This is a genomic window from Leifsonia sp. NPDC102414 (assembly GCF_044765685.1).
Taxonomy (GTDB): domain Bacteria; phylum Actinomycetota; class Actinomycetes; order Actinomycetales; family Microbacteriaceae; genus Leifsonia.
Genome location: NZ_JBIWKN010000002.1, coordinates 395,319 through 418,023, shown reverse-complemented (window position 1 = coordinate 418,023; position 22,705 = coordinate 395,319). Strand labels below are relative to the sequence as shown.

Below are 22,705 nucleotides of genomic sequence, written 5' to 3'. Positions count from 1 at the left end.
CGCACTGTGGACCTTCACCTGAACGGCAAGACCGCCATCGTCACCGGTGCCAGCAGAGGCATCGGACTCGCCATCGTGCGCACCCTGCTCGCCGAGGGCGCGCGCGTGACCGCCATCGCCAAGACCGTCACGGACGACATCGCAGCCCTGCAGGCCGACGACCGTTTCCGTTTCGTCTCCGTCGACCTGTCCGACCCGGCCAGGATCACCGCGTTCGCCGACGAGGTCGACGCACCTGTCGATCTTCTGGTCAACAATGTCGGGGCCGCACCGTCGCGCCCTGGCGGGTTCGCCTCCATCACCGACGACGACTGGATGCGCACCTACGGCCTCAACACGCTCGCCACGGTGCGCGTCACGCGCGCGCTCCTCGGGAAGATCCCGGAGGGCGGCTCGATCGTCAACATCGCCAGCGAGAACTCGAAACTCGCCGACCCGCTGGTGATGGACTACAGCGCCGCGAAGGCCGCCGTGCTCAGCTTCAGCAAGTCCCTCTCGAAGGAGCTCGGTCCGCGCGGCATCCGGGTGAACGCGATCAGCCCTGGCCCCGTCGCGACGGCGCTCTGGCTCGGCGACGGCGGCGTGGCCAAGACGGTCTCCGCAGCGGGCGGCGGTACCCCGGAGGAGGTGCGGCACGGCGCGGAGCAGGCGATGGTGACGGGCCGCTTCACGACGCCGGAGGAGGTCGCCGCCCTCGTCACCATGATCGCGTCCCCGCTCCTCGGCAACCTGACAGGCGCCGACATCGTCATCGACGGCGGGATGCGGCAGACGATGTGAGCCGGTGATGTCCGCCCACCCGTGTCCCCGGCGCGTGAGAGGCTGAGTCCCATGCCCGACACCCCCACTCCCGCCGGGTGGAAGGCGCAGGTCTCCGGGCTCACCCGTCCCGCCGCCTCCGCGGCTTCCCTGGCCGCCGCGCCCGCCCGCGCCGCCGCGCTGGGGCTGCAGTTCGAGCTGCGGGAGCGCACGCGCGCATCCACGGGCCGGTGGGATGCGCCGACGTCCCGCACCGCGACCGCCGCGGCAGTCGCGAACGCAGGCAAGGGCGCTCGCGGGATGCTGCGGCTGGGGGTGCGTCCCGTCATGCGGAGCGGCACGGGCAACTGGGTTCGCGGTTCGCTCACCTGGTCGGCGCTGCCTCATCTGCTCAACCGGCTGTCGCTCGATCCGGCGCAGCACGCCTGGTTCGGGCAGTTCGCCGCGCTGCACCGGGCCGGTCGGGATGTGTACGTGCCAGGCGAGGCGGACTGGCTCTCCATCGACGAGTTCGCGAGTCCACTGCTGTGGCCTTTGCTCGAGGAGGGGGAGCGGCTGGGCATCGCGCTCGTCACGGGGAAGCGCGAGACGGATGTCGACGTCGCCGATGGCGCGTCCGTGGCAGTGGATGCGGACACCCTGCCAGACGGCGGCCTGCGATTGCGCACGGTCGCCATCGTGGGGGAGACGGCGCATCCAGGGTCGGCGGCCGGGGCCATCGCCGACCACGGCATCTACCTCTGGAGCCTCGACCCAGCACCCCGGTTCACGCTCGCGCGCACGGCGAAGCCGCTGAGCGCTGAGCAGCGGCGGCTGCTCGCCGCCGACGACACCATCGAGGTGCCGGCGGACGAGACGGACGAGTTCCTGCGCTCCTACTATCCGCGGCTGCAGGGCGTGGTCGAGGTGGTGAGCACGGATGCGTCCGTCGAGTTTTCGGAGATCCTGCCGCCCGTGCTCGTACTCACGGCCACCTTCGCCGGGAACGACAGGCTCGAACTGGACTGGGCGTGGCTGTCCGCGATCGGCGAGGAGCCGGTGGATGCGCATCCCGTGCCCAGCGGACTGGTCGATGCGCTGGGGTGGCGTCCGCACGCCGCAGAGCTCACCGGGCTCGACGCGGCGGAGTTCTCCGCGACGCTCCTGCCCGCGCTGGAACGCCGGAAGGACGTCCGGGTCGACATCGTCGGGGACCGGCCGGACTACCGCGAGCTGGTGGACACGCCGAAGCTCGTGGTGACCACAGTGGAGACGGACAAGCGCGACTGGTTCGACCTGGGCGTACTGGTGACCGTCGAGGGGCGCACGATCCCGTTCACTCCGCTGTTCAAGGCGCTCTCGCAGGGCCGGCCGAAGCTGCTCCTGGTCGACAAGTCCTATCTGTCGCTGCAGCAGCCGGTGTTCGACCGGCTGAGGGCGCTCATCGACGAGGCGAAGTCGCTGGACGAGTGGGAGCCGGGCTCGCTGCGGATCAGCCGGTATCAGGCGAGCCTCTGGTCGGAGTTCGTGGAGCTCGCCGACGAGGCGCACCAGGCCGAATCGTGGCGGCGTACTGCGGAGGGTCTGCGGGCGATCCGCGATGGCGAGTCGCCCGACGATGTCGCCGTGCCCGCGTCCGTCGCGGCGACCCTGCGGCCATATCAGGTCGACGGCTTCCGCTGGCTCGCCTTCCTGTGGGAGCACGGGCTGGGCGGCGTCCTCGCCGACGATATGGGGCTCGGCAAGACGCTGCAGACCCTCGCGCTGATCGCCCACGCCCGTGGCAGGGAACCCGGCGGTCCGCCGTTTCTCGTCGTCGCGCCCACCTCTGTGGTCTCGAACTGGGTCGCGGAGGCCGCGCGATTCACGCCGGAGCTCAGCGTGCGCGCCGTCACGGCCACCCAGGCGAAGAGCCGCCGCCCGCTGCGCACCATCGCGGACGGCGCGGATGTGGTGGTCACGTCGTACGCACTGTTCCGGCTCGACATCGCCCGCTACCAGGCAGTGGGATGGGCGGGGCTGATCCTCGACGAGGCGCAGCTCATCAAGAACAGGACATCGAAGGCGCACGAGGCCGCCCGCGATCTGCGGGTGCCGTTCAAGCTCGCGATCACCGGCACCCCGATGGAGAACGACCTCTTCGACGTCTGGTCCATCTTCCGCGTCGTCTCGCCTGGCCTGCTGCCCCCGCGGTCGAGCTTCACCGACCGGTACCTCAAGCCGCTCGCGGCGGGCGACCGACCCGACCTGCTGGTCCGGCTGCGGCAGCGGGTGCGGCCGCTCATGCTGCGGCGCACCAAGGAGGCGGTCGCGTCCGAGCTTCCGCCGAAGCAGGAGCAGGTGCTGCGCGTCGAGCTGGCACCGAAGCACCGCAGGCTGTACGACCTCGTGCTGCAGCGCGAGCGCCAGAAGATCCTCGGACTGGTCGACGATCTGGACCGCAACCGCTTCATCGTGTTCCGCTCGCTCACGCTCCTGCGGATGCTGGCGCTCGACGCGACCCTGGTCGACGCACAGTATGCGGGCATCCCGTCGGCGAAGATCGACGTGCTGCTGGACGAACTCGCCGATGTGGTGGCCGGCGGCCACCGGGCTCTGATCTTCAGCCAGTTCACGAGTCTGCTGCGCACGGTCGCCGTCCGGCTCGACGAGCGCGGCATCGGGTACGCATACCTCGACGGCTCGACCCGCCGCCGTGACGAGGTCATCGACGGCTTCCGGGACGGCGACGCCCCGGCGTTCCTGATCAGCCTCAAGGCGGGCGGTTTCGGCCTGAACCTGACAGAGGCCGACTATGTCTTCCTGCTCGACCCGTGGTGGAACCCGGCGACGGAGTCGCAGGCCATCGACCGCACCCACCGCATCGGCCAGCAGAAGAACGTGATGGTGTACCGGATGATCGCCGACGACACCATCGAAGACAAGGTGATGGCGCTGAAGGAGCGCAAGGCCCGCCTGTTCGAGGCGCTGATGGACGACCCGGGCGGCGCGTTCGACGGGACGCTGAGTGCGGACGACATCCGGGGGCTGCTCGACAGCTGAGGCGGGATGGGCCCGGATGGGCTGGGCCGGGATGGGCTGGGCCGGGATGGGCTGGGCCGGGATGGGCTGGGCCGGGATGGGCTGGGCCGGGATGGGCTGGGCCGGGATGGGCTGGGCCGGCTTGGAGCGTTCGTCGAGGTTCGTGTCACATCCCGGACTCGGCCGGTGTCCTGATGGTGCATGGATACGAAAAAGGGAGACACCATGACCACCCAGCACCAGGTCGTCGTCATCGGCGGAGGATACGCCGGTGTGACCGCCGCCAACCGCCTGACGAAGCGCGACGATGTCGCCGTGACGCTCGTGAACGCGCAGCCGATGTTCGTGGAGCGCATCCGGCTGCACCAGCTCGTCGGCGGCTCCGACGACGCCGTCGTCGACTTCGGGAAGGTGCTCGCCGACCGCATCCGCCTCGTGGTGGACACGGTCGACCGCATCGACGCAGCCCGGCGGACAGTGATCCTCGCGTCCGGCGGCAGCATCGCATACGACCACCTCGTCTACGCGGCGGGAAGCGGCCGCGGCGACCTCGGGGTGACCGGCGCCGCCGAGCACGCGCTGCCGATCGCCGAGTTCGCGGATGCGGAGCGGCTACGGGATGCGCTCGCCGCGGCAGATCCGGCGGCTCCGGTGAGCGTCGTGGGCGCCGGCCCGGCCGGCATCGAGACCGCAGCGGAGCTCGCCGAGCAGGGCCGTGACGTCGTGCTGTTCTGCGCCGGTCAGCTCGGCCCGTCGCTGCACCAGCGCGCTCGCCGGGTGGTCGCACGCCGCCTGGCCGCCATCGGCGTGCGGATCGAGGACGGCCCAGGCTCGCGGGTGACCGCTGTGACTCCGGATGCGGTCGAGCTGTCAGACGGTCGCCGCATCCCGAGCGCGGTGACGATCTGGGCGACCGGCTTCGGCGTGCCCGACCTCGCGCGCCGCAGCGGCCTGACGACCGACGCGATCGGTCGCCTGGTCACGGACGAGACACTGACGAGCGTGGACGACGACAGGATCGTGGCGGCGGGCGACTCTGCCGCTCCGTCCGACGTTCCGGTGCGGATGAGCTGCCAGGCGGCGGGCCCGCTCGGCGGTCACGCGGCCGACACGGTGCTGCGCAGGATCGCGGGAGAGCAGCCGACGCCGTTCTCCCTCGGCTTCGTCGGCCTCTGCCTGAGCCTCGGACGCGACAGCGGGATCTTCCAGTTCGAGCACAGGGACGACACCGCGACGCGCGCGTTCATCTCCGGCCGCGCGGGCGCGAAGGTGAAGGCGCTGGTGTGCTGGGGAACGGTCGAGCAGCTCACGCTCGAAGCGCGGCACCCGGGAGCGACCAGGCTGCCGGCGGCCTTCGGCGATCGGGACCGCCGCCGTATGCTCGCAGAGTCGGACACGCTGGCGGTGGCCGGGCGAGGGGAGCGGAAGTGAGCGGGGATGCACGTGGGGACGAGCCGGGCGTTGCGCGGGGGGACGAGCCGCGCGGCGAGCTGACTGACGAGCTCGCGGACGAACAGGCGGACGAGGGAGACGCCGCCTCCGAGGACGCGACGGAGTTCTTCGTCGCGCACCGCAACCTCCTGTTCACGGTCGCTTACGAAATGCTCGGCTCCGCGGCCGACGCGGAGGACGTGCTGCAGGAGACCTGGCTGCGCTGGGTTCGCGTCGACCGGTCGAAGGTCCAGAACGAGCGCGCATACCTGGTGAGGATCGCGACCAGGCTGGCGCTCAACCGGCTGCGTTCCGTGCAGCGTCGCCGCGAGGCGTATGTCGGCCCGTGGCTGCCAGAGCCGCTGCTGACCGCGCCGGACGTCGCTGAGGACGCCGAGCTCGCGGAGAGCGTCTCGATGGCGCTGATGGTGGTGCTGGAGACCCTCGGCCCGACCGAGCGCGTGGTGTTCGTGCTGCGCGAGGTGTTCGGATTCAGCTTCGACGAGATCGCGGCCGCCGTCGACAGGGCTCCGGCCACGGTGCGGCAGATCGCCCACCGCGCCCGCGGCCACGTCGAGGCCAGGCGTCCGCGCGTCCCGGTGTCGGCCGCGGAGGCGCGGGCCGCGCTTGAGGCGTTCCGTGTCGCCGTGGAGACCGGGAACACGGAAGCGGTGCTGTCCGTGCTCGCGCCAGACGTCGTGCTCGTCAGCGACGGAGGTGGTCTGAAACAGGCGGCACTCCGCCCGATCGTCGGCGCGGAGAAGGTGGCGCGCTTCATCGCCGGCGGCATCCGCAAGACGGGCGCGACGGTCACCGGCGCTCCGACCACGGTCAACGGCAACCCTGCCCTGGTCCTCAGCGTCGACGGCGTGATGGACGGCGTCCTCGCCGCCCAGGTCGCTGACGGCCGCATCGTCGGCCTCTACTTCGTCCGCAACCCGCAGAAGCTCACCAGGGTCACGGAGGAGACGCCGCTGTCGCGCCGGTGAGGGTGGATGCGCGTGCGGCGTTGCCTCGGTACTCTGGGCCGATGCGGGGGATCGTGGTGTGGGCGCTGCTCACTGTTGCTGTCGTGCTGGTCGTGATCGGCGGAGCCGTGCTGCTGTTCGTGCCGGCCACGTTCGGCTGGACCGCGTACTCGCCGCTGTCGTCCAGCACGTTCAGCGGCATGTACCCGCTGACCGAGGAGCGTGCGATCGGCGCGACCTGCGCGATCGTCGGTCTGCTGATCGGCGCCGGCCTGGTCGGCTGGGGGATCGGGCGCCGGTCGGCGTCGCGCCCCGGTCAGGATGACGAGCAACCCTGACCCACTGAAATCCAATGTATGCGCCCTGGTCTGGGGGCGCGGAGTCAGTGGATTTCCTGAAAGACTGCTGTTCGTGTCTGCTCCGCGCCCCACCCTGCAATCGTCCGCCGAGAGCAGCGGAGAGCGGGCAGGCCGGCCGGCGCACCACGATCGCCGGGAGAGCCTGCGACGGCGAGCAGCGGCCGTCGTCGTCGCCGCGGGGCTGATCGCGGCCCTCGCCGCCTGCGGGGCGACCGCCGCAACGCCCCAGAGCAACGGAGCGGCGCGCAGCTCCACGCCGACCCCCGCCGTCACCCCCGAGCCGGATGCGCCCGATCTGGTCTCCGCGCCGGTCGACGCCGCATCCGTCGTCGCCTCGGCCACGCAGACCACTGCGACCGCCCTCCTGGAGACGCTGCCGGTCAAGGGACGCGCGCCCAAGACCGGCTACGACCGCACCGGCGAGTTCGGCGCGGCGTGGCTCGACGTCGACCGCAACGGATGCGACACCCGCAACGACATCCTCGGCCGCGACCTCCACCCGGCGACGGTGAGCGGCGGCTGCCGGGTGGTGTCGGGGACGCTGCTGGACGCGTATACGGGAAAGACGATCCCGTTCACCCGCGGGAACACCACATCGCTGGCCGTGCAGATCGACCACGTCGTCCCGCTGCTGAACGCGTGGGAGACCGGCGCCCAGAACCTGACGCGGGCACAGCGGATCAGTCTGGCGAACGACCCCCTGAACCTGATCGCGGTCGGAGCCGCCGTCAACGCCCAGAAGAGCGCAGGCGACGCAGCCACGTGGCTGCCGCCGAAGAAGGACTTCCGGTGCGCGTACGTCGCCCGCCAGGTGTCGGTGAAGGCCACGTACGGACTGTGGGTGACGAAGGCCGAGCACGACGCCATCGCCCGCGTGCTCTCCGGATGCGCGGACCAGCAGGCACCCGTGTCGCCGTTCGCACCACTTCCCGTTCCGCAGCCGGAGTCGACGGCCGAATCGGTGAACGCCGACCCTGCGCCGCCCGCACCCGCTGCGCCTGCGCCGGCTCCGCCTGCGCCGGCTCCGCCTGCGCCGGCTCCGCCTGCGCCGGCTCCGCCAGCCCCCGCCCCGCCCGCTCCGCCAGCCCCGGCTCCGCCCGCGCCCGCCGACGCCTTCTACCCCAATTGCGCAGCAGCACGGGCGGCAGGCGTCGCGCCCATCCACGTCGGCGAGCCCGGCTACTCGCGCAAGCTCGACCGTGACGGGGACGGCGTCGCCTGCGAGTAGCCGGTCAGCACCGTCCGCGCGCCCCTACCGGCGAAGCGCAGCCACGGCTATCTTCGTCGCCTCGGCGAGCAGAGCGTTGTCCGGCGTCGCGTCCGGCGCGTCCTTCCTCGTCAGCACCACCACGACGATCGGCGCCCGCCCTGCCGGGTACACCACGGCGATGTCGTCGCGCACGCCGTACTCGCCCGTTCCGGTCTTGTCGGCGACCGGCCAGGCGGGGTCGACGCCTGCGCGGATGGTGTCGTCGCCCGTCGTGTTGTCGAGCATCGTGTTCCGCAGCAGTGTGCGGTCGGCGGTCTCGAGGGTCTTCCCCAGCACCACCGAGCGCAGGTCGGTGGCGAACTGGGCGGCCGTCGTCGTGTCGCGGGGGTCGCCGGGGATCGCCGCGTTGAGGTCGGGTTCGACGCGGTCGACGTTCGTGACGCGGTCGCCGATCCCGCGCATCCACTGTTCCACCGCATCCGGGCCGCCGAGACGGGCGACGAGCAGGTTGGCCGCCGTGTTGTCGCTGAAGCGGAGCATGGCGTCGATGAGCTCGCGCACGGTCATGCCGGTGTCGACGAAGCGGCTCGTGATCGGGGCGTAGTCGAGGAGGTCTGCTTGCGTGTAGTGGATGACGGTATCGAGGTCGGCCGTCGTCGCGCGCTGCAGGGTGGCGGCGGCGATGAACGTCTTGTTCGACGACGCGAACGGGAAGCGCTCGTCCGCCCGGAAGCCGACGGTGCGCCCGCTGCCGGTGTCGATCGCGGTGACCCCGAGGGCCGCTGCGTGGCTGCGCTCGAGAGCGGCGAACGCCCGCGTCGTGGCCTCGGAGGTACCGGAGGTGGACGAGACAGCGGCCGTCGGCGCAAGGGCGGTCGGCGAGGCCACCTGACATCCGGTGACCGCGGTGGAGACCGCGACGGACACCACCGCGGCGCGGAGGACGAATCGTGTGCGAGAGTTCATCCCCTCACCCTCGCCTGTCCGACTCATCCCGTCGAAGACCGGATCGCGCCGACCCATGCTGATCGGGCATGAGCGTAGGCTGCTGCGGTGGACCTGATCGCGGCTTTCCGGGTGCTCGTCGAACTCGACGAGCGCGGCACGGTCACGCGCGCGGCCGCTGCCCTGGATGTGGCGCAGTCCGTCGCGAGCCGCCGCATCCTTGCGCTCGAGCGGCACTTCGGCGCGCCGCTCCTCGAACGGAACGCGCGCCGCGCCGTCCTCACGGCGTTCGGCCGCGACCTCGTGCCGTCCGCGCGCAGGCTCGTCCGCCTGGCCGACGAGGTGGAGCTCGACGCCGAACGCGCGCGGCTCCGCCCTGTGACGGTCGCGGTGCCGACCGGATGCCCGACCAGGGATCTCGCGGTCGCCGATGCGGCAGGTCGCGCTGTCGGCCTGCGGCTCGAGTTCCGCACGGCGCCTCCTCTCCGGCGCGCCGAGCTGGCAACGACCCTCGCGGTGCGGGTCGCGGTGCTCGCCGTGCCGGCGGATGAGGCGGCCTGGATCGCGGAGCTCGGCGCCGCGGGGCGCCGCCCGTCCGATCGCCCGCTCCGGCTGGACGGGCTGCGCACGTCCCGCGGCGCCAGCGCGCGACGGGATGGTGACGCTGGCTCACGCATCCGGATCGGGCCGGAGGACGACCTCCCGCACGTCCGGGACCTGCTCACCCGCGCTGGTTACGCCGCCGGACTCCTGCCAGGGCAGCTCCCGGTGGATGCGTCGATCACGTCCGCCCTCGCCGCGGTGCTCGCCGACGGGGATCTGCTGCTCTGCACCAGAGCGGAGGCGGACGACCTCGGGCTGCACTGGCGGCCCTTCGCCGGGCTCGACATCGCCCGCGGTTACGCCCTCGCCGGGGACAGCGCGCACGACGTGGACGTGGTGCGCGCGGCGGTAGCGGATGAGCTCGCGGCGGCGCTCGGTGCGGTGGATGCGCTGCGACCGCCCGCGGTGCGGGCGCTCGGGGTGCGACCGCCTGCGGTGCGACCGCCTGGAGACCCGCATGCCTGACCAGCGCCTCCTCAACAACATCCGTGCAGGCCTCGCGGGCGCCGGGCTCCGAGCATCCATCGTCGTCCGCGACATCGACTCCGGCCGCGAGATCGCCATCGACGCGGACGTCCCTACGCCGGCCGCGTCGCTCGCGAAAGTCCCGATCGCCCTCTCGGTCCTGCTCAGAATCGCCGACGGCAGGCTCGACGGCGCTTTCCCCGTGACGGTGCCGCCCGGCGATCCTGCGGAGGGCACGCCTGGCACGGGCAGGTTCCGTCACCCGTCGACCGTCGCCGTGGACGATCTCGTGTCGCTCGCGATCACCATCAGCGACAACGGTGCAGCGGACGCTCTGCTCGGCATCGTCCCCGCCGCAGCGGTGATGGCCGACCTGGACAGGCTCGGCATCAGGGGGATCGCCGTCCGGCACCCGTTCGCCGACCTGTCAGACACACCGCTCGAACGCCTCGGGCCGGACGACGCCCACCTCGCCCACACGCTCGCGATCCGCGGGAGCACCCCGGCGAACGGCCATCCGGTGCGGCAGCTCGACGTGGCCAGGACGAACACTGTCACCGCGAGTGGCTTCGCCGACCTCCTGGAGGCGATCTGGCGCGAGCGGGGCATCCCGTCGGCCGCCGCCGAGCGACTCCGCGAGCACCTGCACGGCAACACCGCGCGCCACCGCCTCGCTCCCGACCTCGCCTCGGACGACGCCCGCTGGGCATCCAAGACGGGAACGCTGCTCAACCTGCGGCACGAGGCGGGGGTGCTCGAGCACGCGGACGGTTCCCGCTTCGCGATCGTCGCGCTCAGCGCATCCACTGTCCCCGCAACCACGCAGCCGGCGGCGGAGGCGGCACTGGGCGCGGCGGTGCGGGAGCTGCACGCCCGCCTGTGGGGGTGAGCGGTGAGGCGTGGCGCTGCAATCTGTACTTCGCAAAAACCGCCCTGGCGTCCGCGGAAGAACTTTATGCAGCCTGGGCGTAGCCGATCGCGCCTGACCGGACGGCCATCGCCGTCATCACGAGCTCATCGCCCGCTCACCGCGCCCCCGACTCCCGCATAGTCCGCCACGATCCGTCTCGTCACGCCGTCGACCTCCATCAGCCCGCCGTACGGCAGGATCCACTGGGGCCGCGTGTGGCCGAACGGCACGCCGGTGCAGACGACCGCATCCGGGTTGTACCGCAGCACCTCGGAGATCACCGTCGCGCTCTGCTCCGCCCGGTACGCCGCTCGGTCGGGGGCGGACGGAATGTTCCCGAACTCGCTCGCCGGGGGCCGCGCCAGCAGCACAGCAGAGACGGCCTCGAGCACTCCGCGCTCGCCGAGGGCGCGCACCCAGCGCATGACCACTCGCGCCGGCGGCACCTCCTCGCTCGTCTCCAGCAGCAGGATGCCCCCGCGCAGCGCCTGCACCGGCGGCAGCCGGTCGGCGACCGCGAGCTGGTCCACCACTTCGATGCAGCCGCCCCAGGTCGGACCGACCACGCGCTTCTCCGCTCCCGCCCACACCCACGGCTCCGTCGCCTCGCGGTCGCCGTGCTCGGTCAGGGCGAGCGGGGAGCGCCAGTCGATCCCGAAGTCCTCGGAGACGCCGGGGTCGGTCACGTCGAGCCGTCCGCCGTCGAGGAGCGAGGCCAGCAGCGCGGCCAGGTGGATGTCGTCGATGCCGGGTCCTGCGCCCAGCTGCACCTGGGTCGAACCGCCGTAGTACGCCGCGATCCCGAGGTTCCAGAGCCAGTTCAGGATGTTCGTGTTGTCGCTGTACCCGAGGAAGATCGTCGGGTTCGCGACAGCGGCGGCCGCGTCGAGGTGGGGGATCACCGTGATCTGGTCGTCGCCTCCGATGGTCGCCAGAATCGCGCGGATGGCCGGGTCGGCGAAAGCGGCGTTGAGGTCGGCAGCCCGCGCTTCGGGAGAGGCATCGAGCAGCCGTGTCGTCGAGAACTCGACGGGAACGAGCCCGGTGGCCTCCGCGAGTCTCCGCATCGCCTGCTCGTGCACCTCCGGCGCGAATCCCGGTGCGGCGAACGACGGCGAGAGCACGGCGACCCGGTCGCCCGGCCGGAGCTTGGGCGGCGCGATCAGCGGCGAGGGAGCCAGGCGATCAGCCATGCCGACGCACCCCGTCAACTTCGTCCAGCGCCGGCCGCTCCGCCGTCGCTCCGCCGATGGCGCCCGTGCCGCCGAGGATCACCGCGCGCATCCGCATCCCCCCTGTGATGGTGTCCACTGCAATCTACCGGCAGTGGATGCGCTACCGGCAGGGGATGCTCGGCGCGCTTCGGTCAGCGCTCCAGCTCGATCACCAGTTCCGAGTGCGTGGCTATCCGCAGCCCGGTCTGCACGAACCCCTCGCGTTCCAGCGGCACCAGCCCCCAGCTGTCGGGCGTCGCCGGGGTCTCCGCGTATTCGATCAGCCACACGCGCTCGATCCCGGCGAGGCGGCCGCGGGAGTCGGCCTGGTCGACGGTGTACGCGGTGTCGTGCCAGGTGTAGTTCTGCTGGAACGGCACCTCGAGCGTGACGTCCACCAGCCCGGTGAACCCGGCGGGGTAGGTGTGCATGGCCAGCCGGGGCCGCCGGGAGGGGCGGGCGCCCTCGTCGAAGATCACGCCGTCCCCCGGATGGGCGTGGGCGCCGATCACCGCGCTGAGCTCCGCCCAGTCGCTGTCGTTCTTGGCGTACGGCGTGCGCTGCCCGACGTAGGCAGGGACGATCAGGGCCAGCAGCACCGCCCCGGCCGCGATGCCCGCCCAGGCGCGCAGCGTGAACAGCGTCCGGAGCCCGTACGCCACCAGGATCGCGGCGGCCGGAGCGCAGAACGAGACGTAGCGGGCGGTGAAATCGGGGATCACGGTGTGCGCGGCGACGAGCACCCCGGTCGGCACGACCAGCCAGGCGACCCCCACCGCGATCGGCGTCGGCGTGGTCCTGGTCGCCATCCAGGAGTTGCGCACGCCGGCGCGCGTCCGCATCCACCACGGGATGCACACAGCGGCCAGCATGAGCGCCCAGGCCGCAGCGGCCACCCACCAGGAGCTGAACCAGAGCGAGCTGAACAGGATCTGGAACGATGCCTGATCCGTCTGGGTCAGGTAGGAGATCTGGTGGTGCTCGAGGAGCCCGGCGACACCGAGAGGCAGCGCGGCGACCGCGGCTCCGGCGACCGCGGCCGCCCAGCCGATCAGGGTCGCCCTCCGCACGCGAACCGTAGCGAGGATGATCGCGTGCACCAGGACGAACAGGGCGACGTAGAGGAACACGTATGTGCCGACCGCGAGGATCACGCCGTACGCGAACCACCAGCGGCGGCCCACCTCCCGCCTGTGCAGGATCTCGACGAGCAGCACAGTCAGCCAGGCGGCACCGGCGGCGCTGAACGCGAACGAGCGGGCTTCCTCGCCCATGTACGTCACGCGAGGCAGGATCATGCAGACCGCTCCGGCGACGATCGCCATCCGGCGTCCGTCCAGTCGCCAGATCAGCACCACCACCGCGGCAGTCGTCAGTCCGACGGCTACCGCGCTGGGGAAGCGCAGCACGAACGGGGAGGTGCCGAAGAGATGCACCCACACGTGCAGGCCCAGATAGTACGCGCCGTGCACGGCGTCCACGTGGCCGAGCATCGACGCCAGAGACGGCAGGGAACGCTGGGCGGACATGAGGCTGGCCGCTTCGTCGCCCCACAGCGACGGGATCCACGAGCCGGCAGCGGAGAGCAGAGTCGCCAGGAGCCCGGCGACGGTCGCGACGAACCAACGGGCGTCGGAGAGCGGCCGGACACGGGTCGGCGCTGGACGCGTCGCGACGAATGCCACCGGGTGACCTCCCCTCTCACAGGCGAACCCACGCAGGGCGGACTGTTCCCCCCAGTCCATCCTGTTGTGTCTCAGAATCCTCCAAGACAGCGCGACACGCTAGGAACCTGAGCGGATCGGCAGGCTGGGCAGGCTCAACCTGAGCACCGTCCCGTCGTCGCCGGTCGCCGCCACGTCGACGCTCCCTCCTGCGCGTGCCGCGAGGTCGCGGACCAGGGCGAGGCCGATTCCGAAGCTCGGGCGAGTACTGCTCGCAGAGCGGGATGCGACACCAGCGTCGCCCGTCGCGGTCCTGGGCGCCCGCGCGAACCGGTCGAAGATCCGTCGGGGGTCGATCCCCTGGATGCCGCCGCCCTGGTCGGTCACCGTCAGCAGCACCGTCCGTCCCTGCACGCGCACCGCGACCGTGATCGTCGACCCGTCCGGCGAGTGGGCGATGGCGTTGTCCACCAGCGCGGTGATGCAGCGCTGCAGGCTCGCAGCAGGCATCGCGACCTGCGGGTCCTGCTCGGTGTCCGAATCCACCTGCACCAGGATGCCGTGCGGCTCGGCGAGCACGCGCATCGCGTCGACGGCCCTGCCGACGGAGGAGAGGACGCGGGTCGGGCCAGCCGGCGCATCCTGGACGGGCTCCGCGGCGAGCAGCAGGTCGTTCACGATGTCGATCAGGGCGCGCGTGTCCGTGCGCAGCTCTGCGACGATCGGCGAGGACGGGTCGTCGGCTGCGAGGGCGCGCTGCAGGATCTGCAGGCGCGCGTCGAGCACGGCCAGCGGAGTGCGCAGCTCGTGACTCGCGTCCTGCACGAACGTCCGCTGCATCCGCAGCGCCCTTCCGAGCGGCTCGACGGCGCGGCGCGTGATGATGAGGCTGGCGAGCCCTGCCACCGCGACCGCGAGCACACCGACCACGACGAACGCGACCATCGCCTCTGTGGTGTCGATGTAGATCTTGTGCTCGCCGGGCCGCGGCTTCTCCGCGAGCTCTGCAGGCCGGAGCTGGTCGAGGACGAAGAAGAACGCCACTCCGATCGCGGCGATGACCAGCGCGCCGGAGGCGATGGTGATCTGCAGGCCGACCACCCTGGATGCACGACGGACGGCCGTCGCATCCACATCGTTCTCTGCGCGGCGCGTCACGGCCGCCCCAGCCGGTAACCCTCGCCGCGCACCGTGCTGATCAGGTCTTTGTCCGTCTTGCGTCGCACGTAGTGCACGTAGGTGTCGACCGTCCCCGGCTGCTCGTCGCTCTCGAACACTTCGCTCAGGATCTGGCGGCGGGTGAACGTGCGCAGCGGGTTCTCCGCGAGGAGCCGCAGCAGCGCGTTCTCCCGCACGGTCAGCTGGATGCGCCCGTCGTACGGCGAGTAGATGCAGCGGCTCTCCGGGTAGAACTGCCACTCGCCCACCGGCAGCGACGGACCCTCGCCGGTGAAGGTCCGCGTGATCGCGCGGAGCCTGGCGAGCAGCTCGTCGAACTCGAACGGCTTCACCAGGTAGTCGTTCGCGCCCGCATCCAGACCGTCGACTCTGTCGCCGAGGCTGCCGAGCGCCGTCAGCATCAGGATGGGCGTGACGACCCGGCGGGCGCGCAGCGTCTCCACGATGGTCACCCCGTCCAGCCCGGGGAGTCTGCGGTCGACCACGATCGCGTCGAAGGTCCCCTCCAGACCCACGCGAAGCCCGTCGTCGCCATCGGCGACCAGTGTGACGTCGTAGGTCTCCGCGAGCACCTGCTCGATCAGCGGGCCGAGCTGCTGGTCGTCCTCCACCAGCAGCAGGCGTTGTCTTTCCCGGTCCATGATCGCTCACCATACTGCCCGGCCAGTGGATGCGCCTTAGCGCTTTCTTGGAACCGACTCGGCAGAGTGTGCTGGTGCTGCGCAACAAAGTCCCCGAGGTGACCGCCCTGTTCTGGGTGGCGAAAGTGCTGACCACGGCGATGGGGGAGACCACCTCCGACTTCCTCGTGCACCAGATCGATCCGCCCGTGGCGGTGGCCGGCGCTGCGCTGGTGCTCGCCGTCGCCCTCGTGCTGCAGTTCGCCGTGCGCCGGTACATCTCCTGGGTCTACTGGTTCGCCGTGCTGATGGTGGCGGTGTTCGGGACGATGGTCGCCGACGTCATCCACGTGCAGTTCGGCGTGCCGTACCTGGTCTCCACCACGGCGTTCCTGGTGATCCTGGCCGCGGTGTTCGCACTCTGGTACGGCACGCAGCGCACACTGTCCGTGCACACGATCGACACCAGGCCGCGCGAGTTCTTCTACTGGGCGGCGGTGATGACCACCTTCGCGCTCGGCACGGCGGTCGGCGATCTCACCGCGGTCACCTTCGGTCTCGGCTACCTCGCGTCCGGCCTGGTGTTTCTGGTGCTGTTCGCCCTCCCCGGTGCCGCATACCGCTGGTGGGGCCTCGGCGGCACGGCCGCGTTCTGGATGTCGTACGTGCTCACCCGGCCGTTCGGCGCATCCATCTCGGACTGGCTGGCCGTGTCGCACGCGCGCCACGGGCTGGGTTTCGGAACGGGGCAGGTGAGCCTCGTGCTGTTCGCTGCGATCGTGATCGTCGTCGCGTTCAGCGGGTCGCGCCGGAAGCAGCAGGGGCTGCGTGCTGGGCAAACCCATAGGAAGGCCTCAGCCCCTCCCCAGCCGGAGTAAGAATCGCGCAAGAATCACCAGCGATCGTTGATGTCATGGAGATCAGACCATGACTGCGATCGCGACACCGCGCAGAGTCGCAGCGCGCGCAGCCGGCCACGCGGCCAGGCGGCGGCGTTCCCTCACCGTCCGCATCGTGCTGGCGGCCGGTCTCGTCGGGGTGCTGTGGATGTGGTGGGCCACCGTGCCTGCCACGTTCACCACCACCCCGGCCAGCGTCGCGACCACCGTCGGCGAGCTGAGCGGGATGCTCGGCGCCTACCTCGTCTGCGCCCAGGTGCTCTTGATCGCCAGGGTGCCGTGGTTCGAGCGGGCGGTCGGGCTCGACCGGCTGGTGTCCTGGCACCGCTCGCTCGGCGCATCCGTGGTCTTCCTGGTGATCACGCACGTCGTCTTCATGGTCGTCGGCGGCGAACTGCTCGACAAGGCGATGCCGTGGGACGAGTTCGTCTCGATGCTGCAGAGCTACCCGGACATGCTGACCGCGCTCATCGGCACCATCGCGTTCCTCGTCGTCGGGCTGAGCAGCGCCAGGTGGATCCGTTCGAAGCTGTCGTACGAGGTCTGGTACTGGCTGCACGTCACCACGTACGTCGCAGTCTTCCTCACCTTCTTCCACCAGCTCAGCGGCGGGGCGCACTTCGTCGGGGAGCCGGTCAACCGCATCCTGTGGATCGCGCTGTACCTCGGGACGGCCGCAGCCGTGCTCACCTGGCGTTTCGTGCTCCCGACGATGGATGCGTGGCGTCATCGGATGCGCGTCGAAGCGGTCATCCAGGAGGCGGAGGGTGTGTCGAGCGTCTGGCTCAGCGGTCACCGGCTGGGCGACCTCGGCGTCCGCGGAGGCAACTTCATGAACTTCCGCTTCCTCGCCTGGGGGCACCTGCTCACAGCGCACCCGTACTCGGTGTCCCGCCTGCCGTCCGACGGCTACCTGCGCATCACGGTCGGCGCGCTCGGCGACCACTCGACCAGACTGGCCGGCCTGAAGAAGGGCACGCTCGTCTTCGCGGAGGGGCCGTTCGGACACTTCACCGCCGACAGGGCGAGCAGGTCGCGCATCCTGCTGATCGCGGGAGGGGCGGGCATCGGGCCGATCCGGGCGCTCGCAGAGGAGTTGGCCGACCGCGGCGCGCAGCCCGTCGTCCTGTACCGCGCGCACTCGACGGCTCACCTCGCGCTGCTCGCCGAACTGCAGGCCATGCGCGGCGTGATCGTGGTGCCGGCGCCCGGCAGGCGCGGCGAGCTCGGCTACGACCCGCTCGATGTGCCGGCGATGCAGAACTTCATCCCCGCTCTGCGCGACTGGGAGGCCTTCATCTGCGGCCCCGAGGGAATGGCGGACAGGGCGGAACTGACCCTCCGAGAGCTCGGGATGCCCGGGCGCTTCATCCACCGAGAAGAACTGAGCATGTCATGAGTCAGAAGAAGTGGCGCGGGACGATCCTGTTCACGGTGATCGTCGTGGTGATGGGCGGGACCATCGGCCTGAAGCTGTACGGCATCGGCGAGCAGGGTACGGCGACGACGGCGGCCGTCGCCGGGACGACGAGCTCGGGGACGGGGTCGACGGGCTCCGGGACGGGGTCGACCGGCACGACCGGTTCGACGTCCACCGGCACGGGTTCGTCCGCCTCCACCCCCAGCCCGTCTGCGACGTCGACCCCGTCGACAGCGACGGCGTCGGCCACCAAGGTCATCACGGGGAGCACGGTCGACACCCGCTACGGTCCCATCCAGCTCCAGGTGACGTTCTCCGGTTCGACCATCACGGCGATCACCGCGTTGCAGACCCCGAACCAGGACAGGCGAAGCGTCTCGATCAACGAGCAGGCGGTGCCGATGCTCACCCAGGAGGCGATGTCGTCGCAGTCCGCGAAGATCGACACGATCTCTGGCGCGACGTACACCTCGGAGGGCTACATCCAGTCGCTCCAGTCGGCGATCGACCAACTGTGAGGTTCGTCGAGACCGTCATGGGCATCCCGATGTCCATCGACATCCGGGATGCGGGCGACCACTCCGACGCGGCAGCGCGCGCCTTCGCCGTGCTGCGCGAGGCGGATGCGCGGTTCAGCGTCTACCGGCCGGACAGCGAGGTGAGCGCTGCCAACCGCGGTGAGCTCGGCCCTTCCGCGTTCAGTGCGGACCTGGCCGAGACGATCGCGCTGGGCGAGGAGGCAGAGCGGGCGTCTGGTGGCGCGTTCCGCATCCACAGGCCCGAAGGGACGCTCGATCTGGACGGCGTGGTCAAGGGCTGGGCGGCCGCGCGTGCGGCCGGGGAGCTGCGTGCGGGCGGGGTGCGCCGGTTCTGCCTGAACGCGGGTGGCGACGTGGTGGTCGGGGACGGCCCTGGCGGTGACGGTTCTGAGCGCGACAGGGAAGGCGGTGCCGGGGAAGGCGGTGCCGGGGAAGGCGTTGCGGCGGTGGATGCGTGGAACGTCGGGGTCCGCACCCCCGCCGACCCCGCCGCGATGCTCGCGGTGCTGTCGGTGAGCAACGCCGCCGTCGCGACCTCCGGCGCGTACGAGCGCGGCGCCCACATCGTGGACGGCCGCACCGGCGCGCCGGCGACCGGCCTGCTCAGTGCGACGGTGATCGCCGACGACCTCACCACCGCCGACATCCTCGCGACAGCCGTCTTCGCCCTCGGCCCTGCAGGGATCGACTGGGCTGTGCTGCGCGGTGCTCGCGGCGTGCTGGCCCTCACCGACGCCGGGGAACTGCTCGGGGCCGGTGTCATCGACTTCGCGCATCCACTGGCGTGAACGGGATGGAGAAGGGAGCGGACACCTATACTGCGACAGTGAACGGGACACCCCGCGTACTGGTTGCCGAGGACGACGCACGCCTGGCCGGGATGCTGACCGAACTGCTCGCCTCGGAGGGCTACGAGGTCGTCGTGGCGAAGGACGGCCAGCGCGCACTGCACCTCGGGCTGACCGAGGAGGTCGACGTGATCGTGCTCGATCGCGGGCTCCCGATCATCGACGGGCTCGACGTGCTGCGCCGTCTCCGCGCCAGCGGTGCGACGGTCCCCGTCCTGATCCTCTCCGCGCTCGGCAACGCCGCCCACAGGGTCGAAGGCCTCGACGGCGGTGCGGAGGACTATCTGGCGAAGCCGTTCGACATCGACGAACTGCTGGCCAGGCTGCGCGTGCTGAGGCGCAGGGGCGCATCCACTGGCTCCGCCGCCTCCGCTGTGCGCTTCCGCGGCGGGATGCTCGACGTCGGAAACAGGACGGTCGTCACAGCGGAGGGCGCGCGCGTCGTGCTCTCCGAGCGCGAGTCGGCGCTGCTGGAACAGCTCGCCAGGCGCCCGACGCAGGTGTTCTCCCGCGCTGTGCTCCTGGAGAGCGTCTTCGCCGACGCAGACGACCCCGGCGTGGTCGACACCTACGTGCACCACCTCCGCAAGAAGTTCGGCCGCGATCTGATCGAGACCGTCCGCGGCCTCGGCTACCGGATGGGGTCGGCATCGTGACGTCCCCGGAGCGCAGGGAGGCCCGTTCCGCCGCGACCAGGCTCGCCGTGCAGTTCACCGCGGTCATCCTGGTGCTGTTCGCCGTGCTCGGCTTCGTGGTCTACGCGGTCGTCTCGGCCGGCCAGGCGGAGTCGGCGAAGCGCACGCTGGCCGACGCATCCATGGTCGACTCCGTGCACGACGCCCCGCGCAACCTGCTGATCACGGTGATCTCGCCGCAGGGCACGGACAGTTCGCCCGGGATGCCGGACGGCCTGCCGGACCAGGCGGCCCTCTCCCGCGTCGAGGCGGGCGGCGCTCCGGAGACGTCGACCATTCAGGCGGACGGCATCAGCTATCTGACCGTCACGGACGTGCGCCGCGGCAAGGTGGTGCAGATCTCCTACAGCCTCGCCGAGCAGCAGGAGGAGCTGAACCGGCTGGTCGTCGCCCTCGTCATCTCCGGCATCGTCGCCGCTGTCGCCGCCTCGTTCATCGCCGTGTTCATCGCCCGTCGAGCGATGCGACCGCTGGCCGACGCGCTCGCCCTGCAGCGGCGCTTCGTCGCCGACGCTAGCCACGAGCTGCGCACCCCGCTGACGCTGCTCAGCACGCGCGCCCAGCTGGTGCGCCGCAGGGCACGGGATGCGTCCCCCGCCGTCGACCAGGAGGTGCGGTCGGGCATCGACGAGATCGTCGACGACAGCAAGGCCCTCACCGAGATCGTCGAAGACCTGCTGATCGCGGCCGACCCGCGCCAGGCGACGGAGGCGGAGCAGGTGGACCTCGGCGCTGTGGCCGCCGCTGTAGCGCGCGCGGCGGAGGCGCGCGCGGTGGAGCGCGGGGTGCGGATCGAGACGCGCGGCGGGGGCGAGACGCGCGGGTGGAGTGAGGCGGGTGCTGAGCCCGCGGGCGTGGCTGCGTCGGACGGTGGGGCTGCGCCGGCGCCGGCCGTCGTGTCCGGCGCCCCCGTTTCGCTGCGGAGGATGGTGGTGGCGCTGGTCGACAACGCGGTGGATCACGCCGCATCCCGAGTCCTCGTCGAAACCAGGCGAGACAGGGGCTCGGTGATCCTCAGCGTCAGCGACGACGGCCCCGGCTTCGCGGACGGAGCCGACCGCCGCGTCTTCGAGCGCTTCGCATCGTCACGGGCGACCGACGAGGTCGCGCGCCACTACGGCCTGGGCCTCGCCCTCGTCGCTGAGGTGGTCGAACGCCACCGGGGGACGGTCGCGGTGAGCAACGACGGCGTCGGCGGCGCCGGTGCCGGAGGCCGCGTCACGGTGCGCCTCCCCGCATCCCCGCGCGGCTGACGGTCAGGCGAGTCCGGTCGGGACGGGTCAGAACGCGAAGACCTGCCCGAACACGATCACCAGGATGAGGAAGATCCCGACGATTCCGCCGATGACCCCGAGCGTGCGCTTCGACAGCTTCGCGATTCCGAAGCCGACCAGGAACGGCAGCGCGAGGCACCCCAGCGCCAGAATCCACCAGAACGCCTGGAACCCGAACTGCGACGCCGATTCGAGCCTCCCGCCGAACAGCTTCTGCGTTGCCGGATGCGTGGCGAACGCGATGCACGCCGACAGCGGATACGCGATCAGCACCGCGACGATCAGCCCGGCGAACGCACCCCACGCACCCCGCCCGACTCCCGCCCCGATGTCGAGCGTCTCTTCCCGATGCGGCCCCTGCTTGCTCTTCGTGCTCATGCGCACAGCATAGGGGGCGGTCGGGTGCCCGGTCAGGATTCGCTGGACGCGATGAACGATATGGACGTTTTGAACGTTTTGGGCGATAATCTATTCATGATCGCTAACACACGCGCAAGGAGCAAGGACCCAGTTGTCGTTGACCCGCCGCAGGATCTCCGCGAACTCCTGGACCTAGCGCAGTTCCTTGAGCACCACACGGCGCCCGCTGTCCTGGTTGGCCCCGACGGCGAGCAAATCCCTCTGCCCATGGAGGCATACGATGTGCTGCGAGAGGTCGTGAAGGCGATGCAGCACGGCGAATCCGTGAGCGTTGAACCGATCGATCGGCAGTTGACGACGCAGCAAGCTGCCAGCTTGCTCGGTGTGAGCCGCAGCACGCTCGTCCGACTCCTCGACGAGAATGAACTGCCGTTCGATCGCCTGGGGGACTCGCGCCATCGCCGCCTGCGACTACACGATGTGCTCGCATATCGGGAGCGCAAGAGGGCGGATCGGCGCGCCCGCCTCGATGAGTTGACTCGTCAGGCGGACGAGGATGGTCTATACGACGTGGACGCTGACGCATATCAAGATGCCTTGGCTGCGGCGCGGAAGTCGTAGCGTTGGCCATCTTCTCGGCCTTTCTGGACGCGTGCGTCCTGGTGCCCGTCGCACCGTGCGACACGATGCTTCGGATGGCTGACAATGGAGCGTTCCGGCCCCTGTGGTCCGCGAAGGTCATTGACGAGGCTCAGCGTGCTCTGGAGCGCATTCACCCAGACGTTGACCCGAATCGGTTTCGTAGCCGGTTCAGGTCGATGAACGAGGCATTCGACGATGCCCTGGTCAGGGGTTGGGAAACGCTGGTGAACTCCATCGAGCTTCCGGATCCGAACGACGCGCACGTGGTGGCGGCCGCGTTGGTTGGCAGGGCCGACGTGATCGTGACGGAGAACACGAAAGACTTTCCAGACCGCGCGCTTGGTGCTCTTGGACTCAAAGCTGTCCGGCTCGATGAGTTCCTACTCGACCAGTTCGACCTCTCACCGAAGGGCGCGTGCCGAATCATTACCGAGCAGGCGGCCGCGATGAAGCGTCCGCCGGTCGAACCCGCGCAACTGCTGGATCGGCTCTCGCGCAGCGGAGCGCGGGTTTTCGCTCAACGCGTGCGTGACGAGCTGGCTGCATAGGGTGCAACGGCTGTCGCGCCCTCGGTGCCAGGCGCCTCACGGTAGGACGCTTTAGGTGGGGTATCACCGTGTGCGCCTCGCCAATGACACGCGAGGACCGGGACCAGCCACGCCAGACCCCATAGCGCCGACCGCGGCACAGGATTAGGCTCC

General features: G+C 70.7%; 23 protein-coding genes. 16 read left to right on the top strand and 7 right to left on the bottom strand.

Annotated features, from left to right (window positions below):
• The first annotated feature begins 6 nt into the window (after positions 1-6).
• The 6 genes from ACIRCZ_RS10315 to ACIRCZ_RS10290 all read left to right on the top strand — a co-directional run bounded on the left by ACIRCZ_RS10315 (position 7) and on the right by ACIRCZ_RS10290 (position 7,745).
• Positions 7-780 (top strand): SDR family NAD(P)-dependent oxidoreductase, encoded by a 774-nt coding sequence (locus tag ACIRCZ_RS10315; RefSeq protein WP_402852611.1) that lies wholly within the window; start codon positions 7-9, stop codon positions 778-780.
• Between the two features lie 51 nt (positions 781-831).
• Entirely contained in the window at positions 832-3,780 is a 2,949-nt protein-coding gene (locus ACIRCZ_RS10310; RefSeq protein ID WP_402852608.1) for an SNF2-related protein, read from the top strand.
• Between the two features lie 204 nt (positions 3,781-3,984).
• Complete coding sequence (locus ACIRCZ_RS10305) at positions 3,985-5,190, top strand: NAD(P)/FAD-dependent oxidoreductase (protein ID WP_055897821.1); 1,206 nt, start codon at positions 3,985-3,987, stop codon at positions 5,188-5,190.
• A complete protein-coding gene (locus ACIRCZ_RS10300; protein ID WP_402852604.1) occupies positions 5,187-6,179 on the top strand; it encodes an RNA polymerase sigma-70 factor in 993 nt (330 codons plus the stop codon). The genes ACIRCZ_RS10305 and ACIRCZ_RS10300 overlap by 4 nt, the downstream gene beginning before the upstream one ends.
• Before the next feature lie 41 nt (positions 6,180-6,220).
• Positions 6,221-6,496, top strand: a complete 276-nt coding sequence (locus ACIRCZ_RS10295) for a hypothetical protein (protein WP_055897824.1) — start codon at positions 6,221-6,223, stop codon at positions 6,494-6,496.
• 73 nt (positions 6,497-6,569) lie between these two features.
• Positions 6,570-7,745, top strand: coding sequence for a DUF1524 domain-containing protein (locus tag ACIRCZ_RS10290; protein WP_402852600.1), 1,176 nt, complete (start codon positions 6,570-6,572; stop codon positions 7,743-7,745).
• A 24-nt stretch (positions 7,746-7,769) separates the two neighbouring features.
• Here the strand turns inward: ACIRCZ_RS10290 and bla are convergent, their stop codons facing one another.
• A complete protein-coding gene (bla, locus tag ACIRCZ_RS10285) occupies positions 7,770-8,693 on the bottom strand; it encodes a class A beta-lactamase (RefSeq protein ID WP_055897830.1) in 924 nt (307 codons plus the stop codon).
• An 87-nt stretch (positions 8,694-8,780) separates the two neighbouring features.
• On the opposite strand from bla, the gene ACIRCZ_RS10280 reads away from it, so the two are divergent.
• Both ACIRCZ_RS10280 and ACIRCZ_RS10275 read left to right on the top strand, forming a co-directional pair.
• Positions 8,781-9,740 (top strand): LysR family transcriptional regulator, encoded by a 960-nt coding sequence (locus ACIRCZ_RS10280; protein ID WP_402852596.1) that lies wholly within the window; start codon positions 8,781-8,783, stop codon positions 9,738-9,740.
• The gene (locus tag ACIRCZ_RS10275) at positions 9,733-10,629 is read left to right on the top strand and encodes a serine hydrolase (RefSeq protein ID WP_402852593.1); all 897 of its coding nucleotides are present in this window, start codon (positions 9,733-9,735) and stop codon (positions 10,627-10,629) included. The genes ACIRCZ_RS10280 and ACIRCZ_RS10275 overlap by 8 nt, the downstream gene beginning before the upstream one ends.
• Before the next feature lie 125 nt (positions 10,630-10,754).
• Here ACIRCZ_RS10275 and ACIRCZ_RS10270 read toward each other — a convergent pair whose 3' ends face one another.
• From ACIRCZ_RS10270 to ACIRCZ_RS10250, 5 genes are all read right to left on the bottom strand, one after another.
• Positions 10,755-11,843, bottom strand: coding sequence for a S66 peptidase family protein (locus tag ACIRCZ_RS10270; RefSeq protein ID WP_402852590.1), 1,089 nt, complete (start codon positions 11,841-11,843; stop codon positions 10,755-10,757).
• The gene (locus ACIRCZ_RS10265) at positions 11,836-11,961 is read right to left on the bottom strand and encodes a hypothetical protein (protein WP_402852587.1); all 126 of its coding nucleotides are present in this window, start codon (positions 11,959-11,961) and stop codon (positions 11,836-11,838) included. The genes ACIRCZ_RS10270 and ACIRCZ_RS10265 overlap by 8 nt, the downstream gene beginning before the upstream one ends.
• Before the next feature lie 55 nt (positions 11,962-12,016).
• Positions 12,017-13,549 carry a hypothetical protein gene (locus tag ACIRCZ_RS10260; RefSeq protein WP_402852584.1) on the bottom strand — a complete coding sequence of 511 codons (1,533 nt, stop codon included), beginning with the start codon at positions 13,547-13,549 and terminating at the stop codon, positions 12,017-12,019.
• 99 nt (positions 13,550-13,648) lie between these two features.
• Complete coding sequence (locus ACIRCZ_RS10255; RefSeq protein WP_402852581.1) at positions 13,649-14,686, bottom strand: sensor histidine kinase; 1,038 nt, start codon at positions 14,684-14,686, stop codon at positions 13,649-13,651.
• On the bottom strand, positions 14,683-15,348 hold the full coding sequence (locus tag ACIRCZ_RS10250) for a response regulator transcription factor (protein WP_402852579.1): 666 nt from the start codon (positions 15,346-15,348) through the stop codon (positions 14,683-14,685). Before ACIRCZ_RS10250 ends, ACIRCZ_RS10255 begins: the two co-directional genes overlap by 4 nt.
• A gap of 74 nt (positions 15,349-15,422) precedes the next feature.
• Between ACIRCZ_RS10250 and ACIRCZ_RS10245 the strand changes: the two genes are divergently transcribed.
• From ACIRCZ_RS10245 to ACIRCZ_RS10220, 6 genes are read left to right on the top strand one after another with little or no spacing between them, the layout of a single operon-like run.
• On the top strand, positions 15,423-16,205 hold the full coding sequence (locus ACIRCZ_RS10245) for a hypothetical protein (RefSeq protein WP_402852576.1): 783 nt from the start codon (positions 15,423-15,425) through the stop codon (positions 16,203-16,205).
• 49 nt (positions 16,206-16,254) lie between these two features.
• A complete protein-coding gene (locus tag ACIRCZ_RS10240; RefSeq protein WP_402852573.1) occupies positions 16,255-17,625 on the top strand; it encodes a ferric reductase-like transmembrane domain-containing protein in 1,371 nt (456 codons plus the stop codon).
• Positions 17,622-18,164: an FMN-binding protein gene (locus tag ACIRCZ_RS10235; protein ID WP_055897855.1), complete on the top strand. Its 543-nt coding sequence runs from the start codon at positions 17,622-17,624 to the stop codon at positions 18,162-18,164. Before ACIRCZ_RS10240 ends, ACIRCZ_RS10235 begins: the two co-directional genes overlap by 4 nt.
• Entirely contained in the window at positions 18,161-18,973 is an 813-nt protein-coding gene (locus ACIRCZ_RS10230; protein WP_402852569.1) for an FAD:protein FMN transferase, read from the top strand. Before ACIRCZ_RS10235 ends, ACIRCZ_RS10230 begins: the two co-directional genes overlap by 4 nt.
• 38 nt (positions 18,974-19,011) lie before the next feature.
• Positions 19,012-19,689, top strand: coding sequence for a response regulator transcription factor (locus ACIRCZ_RS10225; protein WP_402852566.1), 678 nt, complete (start codon positions 19,012-19,014; stop codon positions 19,687-19,689).
• Entirely contained in the window at positions 19,686-20,981 is a 1,296-nt protein-coding gene (locus ACIRCZ_RS10220) for a sensor histidine kinase (protein WP_402852563.1), read from the top strand. Before ACIRCZ_RS10225 ends, ACIRCZ_RS10220 begins: the two co-directional genes overlap by 4 nt.
• 27 nt (positions 20,982-21,008) lie before the next feature.
• Here the strand turns inward: ACIRCZ_RS10220 and ACIRCZ_RS10215 are convergent, their stop codons facing one another.
• Entirely contained in the window at positions 21,009-21,380 is a 372-nt protein-coding gene (locus ACIRCZ_RS10215; RefSeq protein ID WP_055898951.1) for a hypothetical protein, read from the bottom strand.
• A 24-nt stretch (positions 21,381-21,404) separates the two neighbouring features.
• Between ACIRCZ_RS10215 and ACIRCZ_RS10210 the strand changes: the two genes are divergently transcribed.
• Positions 21,405-21,983: a helix-turn-helix domain-containing protein gene (locus ACIRCZ_RS10210; RefSeq protein ID WP_402852560.1), complete on the top strand. Its 579-nt coding sequence runs from the start codon at positions 21,405-21,407 to the stop codon at positions 21,981-21,983.
• 2 nt (positions 21,984-21,985) lie between these two features.
• On the top strand, positions 21,986-22,552 hold the full coding sequence (locus tag ACIRCZ_RS10205; protein ID WP_055897862.1) for a PIN domain-containing protein: 567 nt from the start codon (positions 21,986-21,988) through the stop codon (positions 22,550-22,552).
• The last annotated feature ends 153 nt before the right edge of the window (positions 22,553-22,705 follow it).